Source organism: Pseudomonas sp. JV245A (assembly GCF_032424515.1).
Classification (GTDB): Bacteria; Pseudomonadota; Gammaproteobacteria; order Pseudomonadales; family Pseudomonadaceae; genus Aquipseudomonas; species Aquipseudomonas protegens.
Window position 1 is genome coordinate 1 of record NZ_VYKE01000313.1, and the last position, 2,720, is coordinate 2,720.

The following is a 2,720-nucleotide window of genomic DNA, read 5'->3' on the forward strand; positions in this document are numbered from 1 at the left end:
TGCCCTGGTGCTGTCGGGGCGTGTGCGAATTCAGTTCGAGACCGGGGAGGCCGTGAGCATCGGCCCGCAGGAGACTGCCTACTTCAACAGCAGCATTGGCCATATCTACCTGGCGGAAGGGGATGAGGATGCGGAAGTGATGGTGGTGATGTCGGAGCGTTGAGGCCCCTCACCATCGAGCAAGTCATCCACAACTCCCGATACAAGTGGTTAGGTTCAACCAGGACGTTTCGCACAATAGAAACAGACTCTGCGCCCTCCTGAGCCATAAGCGGTTGGAGTTGAAGGTAATTAGAACTGTTGTGCAACGCTCGAATTGTATTTGGCGCAGTTCAAATCCTGATCCTCGCCAGCATATCTTCGCCGTCTGCATCCATACCAACCTCGACAAATCCGAAACTGGAGTAGAACCCTTTAGCTACGATGTTGTTGGGGTTGTAGCAAATTTCAATTTCTTTCAAATCCGCGATCTGTTTTATTTCATGTAGGGCGAGGCCCAGCGCTACTCTACCGATGGATTTTCGCTGATGTTCTTTGTCCACCATAAAGCGCCAGATAGAAACTTTGCCTTTTGACTCTTGCACCCACATAAAGAAGCCTACGGGCTCTCCATCCGCGATGATGGCGCGTGTGAAGTAACCTGGGTTGTACGCAGCCTCAACGAGCGACCAGGTATTACTTGCCACGTAGTCTTCCTGCTCTTCAGTGACCTCCAGTTCACAAATCGCTTCATAGTTTTTTTGCGTTACTTGGGTAAGTGAGATTTTCATAAGTCTCCTGAACTGGGGTGTTGATAAGGCTCAATTAACTTTCACGGGCATTCAGTTCCTCCTGCGCCTTCGCCAGCAGCGCGGCGCTGTCCTGCGGCAGGCTTCGCACTCTAGCTGTTGCAGTTCGCGGCAGTTCGCGGCAGTTCTGGGGCAGCGGGGGATTCCGGTTAGCTTTCCGTGCAGCTCCAAGTAAGGTTTGAACTCCTCTGCGGCGTTCGTGCGGTATACGTCGTCACGCAGACTGCGTCCGTCGGTCGTTGCCGCCGTACACCGGGATCTTCGGTTTGTGCCCTTACTCTTTCGTATGTTCCAGCCATTCTTGGTAGGTGATACGGCTAATGTGTTCTGTCCGATAGTCTTGGAGGAACTGGTTGTATTTGTTTTCTTCCGTGTGATGAAAGCGAAAGCCACACTTGGATTGAGCAGCATAGGACTGGATGTTGTTGGCGAAGTAACCACACCAAAGTGCTTTGAGATTCAGGTTTTCAAAGGCGTGTCGCATCACTTCACGTACTGCTTCCGGAGTCAGGCCTTTGCCCCAGTACGGCACGCCGATCCAGTAGGCTATTTCTCCTTCCTGATCACTGATTTCAAAATTGCTGTTGCTGCCTATGAGAATGCCCACACAACCAACAGCGCGGCGATTTTCCTTCAGTTCGATCGCGTACACCTCGGGGTGATTGAAGACCGTACGGATGATGTCGGCACTGTTCTCCACACTGGTATGGGGGGGCCAGCCAGCGATAGGGCCGACTCGGGCGTCTTTGGCATATTCGTATAGGTCGGGGGCGTCTGTGGCCTGCCAGGGGCGAAGCAAGAGTCGTTCTGTTTCAAGTGTCATGTCCTGTACCCGAATGGATTGGTTCGTTCGGGACAGAGTATTGGGAGTCAGATCACCGGTACACTCCAGTACCTCGGCTTTTTCGGTACTTTTCGAAACAGCTGCGCCAAGCGGTGATAGGATTTTGGCTCTTGTTTGTTGTAGCGCTGGGTCACTATGCATCACATTCCGAAACTTTCCGCTCCTGACGACTCGATGCGGATCGGAGAAACCACGCTAGCGGAAGGGCAAGGTTTACCGCTCTCCTTCGGTCACGCTTACTTGACGCTGCTGGTATGCCTCTGCGGTAGTGCCCACTTCACACTTAACTTCAAAGAGCATGCGGTTAGGCGCGGTGCTGTGATGCTGCTGGCTGAGGACACTATTGCCTTGCTCAAACGTCGCTCGCGCCGCTTCAAGGTGTTTTTCTGCCTTATGCCGAAAAGTTTTGCCGCAGAGGTTGCCTACCCACTACCCAATACCTTGTTCGTATTTCTGCATGACCATCCTCATTGCATTCCTTCCAAGGACGACATGCCGCTGCTAGAGGGCTGGGTGACACAGATGCGGAACATTGCGCAGACCTGTCCCACCTACCAACGCATCATGTTGCGTAATCAGCTGCAGAATCTCTTTCTGAAAATAGCCGAGCAACTTCCAGCCAACCAGATAGAAAACAGGGGATTCAGCCGGAAGGAAATGCTTAGTTGGCGCTTCTGGGAATTGATAGGCAAACATTGTGTGCGCCACAGAGATGTGAAGTTCTACGCCGACGCACTGAATATCACGCCGTTCTACCTGTCGCAGTTGGCCAAAGCGTTTTTCAATGACACACCCAAGGGCTTGATCGATCGGCAGGTAACCTTGGAGATCAAGGCTCTTCTTTCATACAGTGACTTGGCTATTGGCTGTGTGGCCGACGAACTGAACTTCGTCGACGCGTCTTACTTGTGTCGCTACTTCAAGCGCCAAACGGGAATTTCGCTTTCCCGTTATCGTAAGCATAAGAGAGAGGAGGGGGAGCAGGACTGACCTGCGGTCGAAATGGAGGAGGGAAGGCGCACTATGGAAAAGGTTTCCCTCCTGGATATAACACTGATTCCAGCGCGTGATCGGTTGTCCATAGGACG

General features: G+C 52.5%; 4 protein-coding genes. 2 read left to right on the forward strand and 2 right to left on the reverse strand.

Going from position 1 to position 2,720, the window contains the following annotated elements:
- On the forward strand, positions 1 to 163 hold a 163-nt coding region (locus tag F6S12_RS31035; RefSeq protein WP_315869791.1), incomplete at its 5' end, for a cupin domain-containing protein.
- A gap of 169 nt (positions 164 to 332) precedes the next feature.
- Here the strand turns inward: F6S12_RS31035 and F6S12_RS31040 are convergent.
- Both F6S12_RS31040 and F6S12_RS31045 read right to left on the reverse strand, forming a co-directional pair.
- Positions 333 to 770, reverse strand: a complete 438-nt coding sequence (locus F6S12_RS31040; protein ID WP_041774060.1) for a GNAT family N-acetyltransferase — start codon at positions 768 to 770, stop codon at positions 333 to 335.
- 292 nt (positions 771 to 1,062) lie between these two features.
- Entirely contained in the window at positions 1,063 to 1,611 is a 549-nt protein-coding gene (locus tag F6S12_RS31045; protein WP_315869789.1) for a GNAT family N-acetyltransferase, read from the reverse strand.
- A gap of 156 nt (positions 1,612 to 1,767) precedes the next feature.
- Here F6S12_RS31045 and F6S12_RS31050 point away from each other — a divergent pair, with 156 nt between their 5' ends.
- Complete coding sequence (locus F6S12_RS31050) at positions 1,768 to 2,622, forward strand: AraC family transcriptional regulator (protein ID WP_315869790.1); 855 nt, start codon at positions 1,768 to 1,770, stop codon at positions 2,620 to 2,622.
- The last annotated feature ends 98 nt before the right edge of the window (positions 2,623 to 2,720 follow it).